We start from the raw sequence: 4,802 nt of genomic DNA on the forward strand, positions 1-4,802 counted from the left end.
CGGCGAGGCGGCGTGCCGGTGGCCGGCATGCCCGTGCGCCCGCGCGCGGCCGCCGCGGCGGTTGCGCCATTGTATCGGCCCCGCGCTCGCGTGCCGCTCATGCGCGCGTCAGGTGCGCGTACAGCGCGTGCGCGATCGCGATGTCCTCGAGCCCGAGGCCGATCGAGCGGAAGAATGTGTGACGCGCGTACGACGGTGCCGGACAGGTGCCGCCGACGAGCGCGGGCAGGTCGCCGGCGATCCGTGCGGCTTCCCAGCCGTGCTCGGCCGTCGCGATCTGCATTTCGCCGGCGCTCGCGGGCGTCGTGTGCCGGTAGTCGCAGTACACGTCCATGTCGGGCAGCCAGGCGGGCGGGATCTCGTGCGCGCGCGCGACGTTCGTGCTGATCGACGTGACGAGCGCGGGGCGCGTGAGCATCCCGTCGCCGAGCACGGGCGTGCCCGACGACGTGCACAGCATCACGACGTCCGCGTCGCGCACGCAGGCTTCGACGCTCGCCGCGGCGCGTGCGCGCGGGTCGAGCTGCGCAAGCGCCGCCTGCTGCGCCGCATCGCCGGCGAGCGCGGGCGAGTACACGCGGATCGTCTCCCAGTCGCGCAATCCCGCGGTGTGCCGCAGGTGCGCGAGGCCGACCGCGCCCGCGCCGACGATCGCGAGATGGCGCGCGTTGCCCGGCGCGAGACAATCGACCGCGAGCGCGGTCGTGCCGGCCGTGCGCTCGACCGTCAGCAGGCCCGCGTCGCACCACATCAGCGGCTGGCCCGTGCGCATCGACATCAGCGCGGTCCACGCGGTGACGATGGGCTTGCCGCCTGTCACGACATACGGCGAAAGCTTCGCGCCGAACACCTGCGCGTCGGCGAGCGCGCCCAGATACGTGATGAAGTCGCCGGCCTGCTCGGGAAACAGCGTGAGCGTTTGCGGCGGCTGCACCGCGCGCGCCGCGTCGAGCGACGCGAACATGCTGCGCAGCGTGCCGAGCACGTCGAGCGACGGCAGGGCCGCGCGCACCGCGGCTTCGTCGACGGTCAGCGGCAGGGTCGGGGCGGTTTGCGTCATGAGGACATCTCCGGTCGGGGCCGGACTGGACTGTCTCGATCGACGTGTCCGGCAGTGTTCGTGATGGACGAAAAGTCTAATATAGACAAACGAAATCGGGAGAATTTTTCTTTTCGAGACTTTGCGTCATCGTGAAATTCGGGAAAAACATCGATAAATCAAGGGTGTTTTCGAGGTCGGGAGAATTTCCGATGCCGCGTATCGGGGCACGATTCTCGTATCCCCTATAGTCTATCGTAGACTTTGAGTCTATATTTCGCGTGCAGGACACGACCCGCCGCCGTGTGGCGACCGCCTGCTTCGAATGCCGATCCGGCGCCCGGCCGCGGCTGTCGTGTACCGATCTTCATCGCCTCAATCCAGAACGGAAGGACCGTCATGAACTGGAAGCTCTCCCTCTGCGCCGCTGCGGCGCTCGCCTGCGCGGCCGTCACGGCCCACGCGGAACAGACCACGTTGCGCTTCGGGATCGAAGCCGCCTATCCGCCGTTCGAGAGCAAGACGCCGGCCGGTCAGCTGCAGGGTTTCGACGTCGACATCGGCAACGCGGTGTGCGCGAAGCTGAACATGAAATGCGTGTGGGTCGAGAATTCGTTCGACGGCCTGATTCCGGCGCTGCAGGCGCGCAAGTTCGATGCGATCAATTCGGCGATGAACATCACCGCGAAGCGCAAGCAGAGCATCGACTTCACGCCGGCGATCTACGTGGTGCCGATCGTGATGGTCGCGAAGCACGGCTCGCCGCTGCGGCCCGACGTCGCGAGCCTGCGCGGCAAGCACGTCGGCGTGCTGCAGGGCTCGTCGCAGGAGGATTTCCTGAAGGCGCACTGGGCCAACGCGGGCGTGGCCGTCGTGTCGTACCAGGATCAGGACCAGATCTACGCCGATCTTGTCGCGGGTCGTCTCGACGCGGCCGTGCAGGAAGCGCAGACCGCGCAGGACGGTTTCCTCGACAAGCCGGCCGGCCGCGACTACCAGATCGTCGGCGAGCCGCTGAAGGATCCGGCAACGCTCGGCGAAGGCACGGGCTTCGGGATGCGCAAGAACGACAAGGCGCTGCAGGCGAAGATCGTCGGCGCGCTCGACGCGCTGAAGAAGGACGGCACGCTCGGCGCGCTGTCGCAGAAGTACTTCAAGCGCGACATCGTCGCGAAGTAATGACCGCCGCGCGCCGGCCGCCGGGCCGGTGCGTGCCGCATCGAATCTCGACGCAGTACGGGGAACCATGGATTTCGACGTCATCGTTCTGGGGGCCGGCATCGTCGGCGTGTCGTCGGCGCTGCATCTGCAGGATCGCGGGTTGCGCGTCGCGCTCGTCGACCGGCGTGCGCCCGGCGAGGAAACGAGCCACGGCAATGCGGGGCTGATCGAACGCTCGTCGGTCGTGCCGTACGCGTTTCCGCGCCGGCTCGGTACTTTGCTGCGCTATGCGCGCAACCGCTCGGTCGATCTCTACTGGGACTACCGCGCGCTGCCCGCGTATGCGGGCTGGCTCGCGCGCTTCTGGCGCGAATCGTCGCCGCAGCGGCTCGCGGCCGCCGCGCGCGACCTGCTGCCGCTCGTCGCGGCGAGCGTCGTCGAGCACGACGCGCTGCTCGCGCGTACCGATGCGCAGCCGCTCGTGCACGACGGCGGGTGGATCGAAGCGTTCCGTTCGCCCGCGCTGTTCGATGCGGAAACGCGCGTGCAGCAGCGCGTGGCCGACGCGCACGGGCTGCGGATGACGGTGCTCGACGCACGTGCGTTGCGCGCGACGGAGCCCAGCGTCAGCGACGCGTTCTGCGGCGCATTCCACTGGCAGGACCCGAAGACCGTGTCGAGCCCGGGCGGGCTGACCAAGGCCTACGCCCGGTTGTTCGAGCGCGACGGCGGCACGTTCGTGCTCGGCGATGCCAAGACGCTCGTGCAGGTGGAGGACGGCTGGCAGGTCGGTACCGAACACGGGCCGATCTCGGCACGCTCGGCGGTGGTCGCGCTCGGGCCGTGGTCCGATCACGTGTTCGCGCCGCTCGGCTACCGGATTCCGCTGCGCGCGAAGCGCGGCTACCACATGCACTACCGGCCGACGCGCGCGCCGTTGAACGTGCCGGTGTGCGATACCGAGGAAGGTTTCGTCGTCGCGCCGATGGAAGGCGGCCGCCTGCGGCTCACGACCGGCGTCGAGATCGCGCTGCGCGGCGCACCGCCGACCGGCGTGCAGCTCGCGCGTGCGGAGCCGCTGGCGCGCGACGCGTTCGGCATCGGCGAGCGGCTCGATCCCGAGCCGTGGCTCGGGATGCGGCCGTGCACGCCCGACATGCGCCCGGTGATCGGGCCAGCGCCGCGCCATCGCCACCTGTGGTTCGCGTTCGGCCATTGTCACCACGGGCTCACGCTCGGCCCCGCGACCGGGCGCCTGCTCGCCGAAATGATGACGGGCGCGCCGACCTATATCGATCCCCATCCGTACCGGCCCGCACGCTTCGGCTGATCCGGCGGCGCGCGCAGCCTCGCGCGCGCCGGTTGCGACGCGGCTTTTACAATGTTTCATTCTGCTATCCGGATTACCGGAAATCGCGCAATCGGAAATGATCTGCGTAATCGGCAAGAAAGATGATCGCCAAATAAAGAAAATCAGCAAATCGGCGATTTATCAATGCATTTTCATTTTGCTGAAATGCGTAATCGGCAGCCGCTCGTGACGGTCTGATGCACCACCTTGGTGGCGCGCTCCGGTGTTACGCGGAATGTACCGGAACACGTTACCACGGGGCTCGCAAACGTTACGTTACATCCGTGCTCCGACGCCGTTTTTCATCAGATGATTGCGATGCCGGGGTCATGCTTTTCGTCTGAAATCGATTAAAAAAGCGTTATTGCTCGCTAATAGGCAGACGAATCAATCCGGTTTTTCGAATTGGCACACTTCGTGCAATCCGTCCCCATGCTTTATCAACGTTGTGCCAACCGAGATGGGGAAAAACAAAGATGGGACAAAATCTGAAATTGACGGGTGCAGCGCTGTCGGTCGCGACGGTGTTCGGGGTGCTGGCTTCGGGTTCCGCGGTAGCGGGGCCCCTTGATGGGCTGCCGATCCCGCAAGTGATCGTCAACCCGCCGACGAACAGCGTCTCGGTCGGCCTGGTCGCGACGGGGACGTCGCCGCTGGGTTCGGTCACCGTGGCGGCGGGCGGGGCGGGCGCGATCCAGACGTCCCTTGGCGACCCCGGCCAGGCACTGTCGGGCGCCGTGGGGGCGGTGACGGGTGCACTCGGCGGTGGCGGCGGCACGGTGCAGCCGCTCGCGCCGGTTCAGGGTGTGGTGAACCAGGTGACGGGTGCGCTGAGCGGCGGCAACCCGGCCGGCGCGTTGAGCGGTGCGCTGAATACGGCGACGGGGGCGTTGGGCAATGCGGTTGGCACGGCGACGGGGGCACTGGGCAACGTCGGCGGGGGGGCGAATCCGCTGGCGCCGGTTCAAGGTGTCGTCAATCAAGTAACGGGTGCGCTCGGCGGTGGCAACCCGGCTGGTGCGTTGACGGGTGCACTCGGTACGGTGACCGGTGCGCTGGGCAATGTCGGTGGCGGCGCGAATCCGTTGGCGCCGGTTCAAGGTGTCGTCAATCAAGTAACGGGTGCACTTGGCGGTGGCAACCCGGCTGGTGCGTTGACGGGGGCACTCGGTACGGTGACCGGTGCGCTCGGCAACGTCGGCGGCGGGTCGAATCCGCTGGCGCCGGTTCAAGGCGTCGTCAATCAAGTAA

General features: G+C 67.6%; 3 protein-coding genes and 1 pseudogene. 3 read left to right on the plus strand and 1 reads right to left on the minus strand.

The genetic code is table 11. From position 1 onward, the window contains the following. Window positions 1-97: 97 nt before the first annotated feature. Complete coding sequence (locus tag DPV74_RS39030) at window positions 98-1,060, minus strand: ornithine cyclodeaminase family protein (protein WP_119339130.1); 963 nt, start codon at window positions 1,058-1,060, stop codon at window positions 98-100. A 378-nt stretch (window positions 1,061-1,438) separates the two neighbouring features. Between DPV74_RS39030 and DPV74_RS39035 the strand changes: the two genes are divergently transcribed. The 3 genes and pseudogenes from DPV74_RS39035 to DPV74_RS39045 all read left to right on the plus strand — a co-directional run. Next, window positions 1,439-2,218, plus strand: a complete 780-nt coding sequence (locus tag DPV74_RS39035; protein ID WP_027788228.1) for an ABC transporter substrate-binding protein — start codon at window positions 1,439-1,441, stop codon at window positions 2,216-2,218. Between the two features lie 67 nt (window positions 2,219-2,285). Next, a complete protein-coding gene (locus DPV74_RS39040) occupies window positions 2,286-3,530 on the plus strand; it encodes an FAD-binding oxidoreductase (RefSeq protein ID WP_119339131.1) in 1,245 nt (414 codons plus the stop codon). A gap of 497 nt (window positions 3,531-4,027) precedes the next feature. Then, window positions 4,028-4,802, plus strand: a pseudogene (locus DPV74_RS39045) (hypothetical protein); the annotation flags it as partial.

It is taken from the genome of Burkholderia sp. HAN2018 (assembly GCF_024704855.1).
GTDB lineage: Bacteria > Pseudomonadota > Gammaproteobacteria > Burkholderiales > Burkholderiaceae > Burkholderia > Burkholderia cepacia.

Bases quoted from the DNA above. Each gene is read 5' to 3' on its own strand.
- DPV74_RS39035 (WP_027788228.1), top strand. From the start codon at position 1,439: ATGAACTGGAAGCTCTCCCTCTGCGCCGCTGCGGCGCTCGCCTGCGCG.
- DPV74_RS39040 (WP_119339131.1), top strand. From the start codon at position 2,286: ATGGATTTCGACGTCATCGTTCTGGGGGCCGGCATCGTCGGCGTGTCG.
- DPV74_RS39030 (WP_119339130.1), bottom strand. From the start codon at position 1,060: ATGACGCAAACCGCCCCGACCCTGCCGCTGACCGTCGACGAAGCCGCG.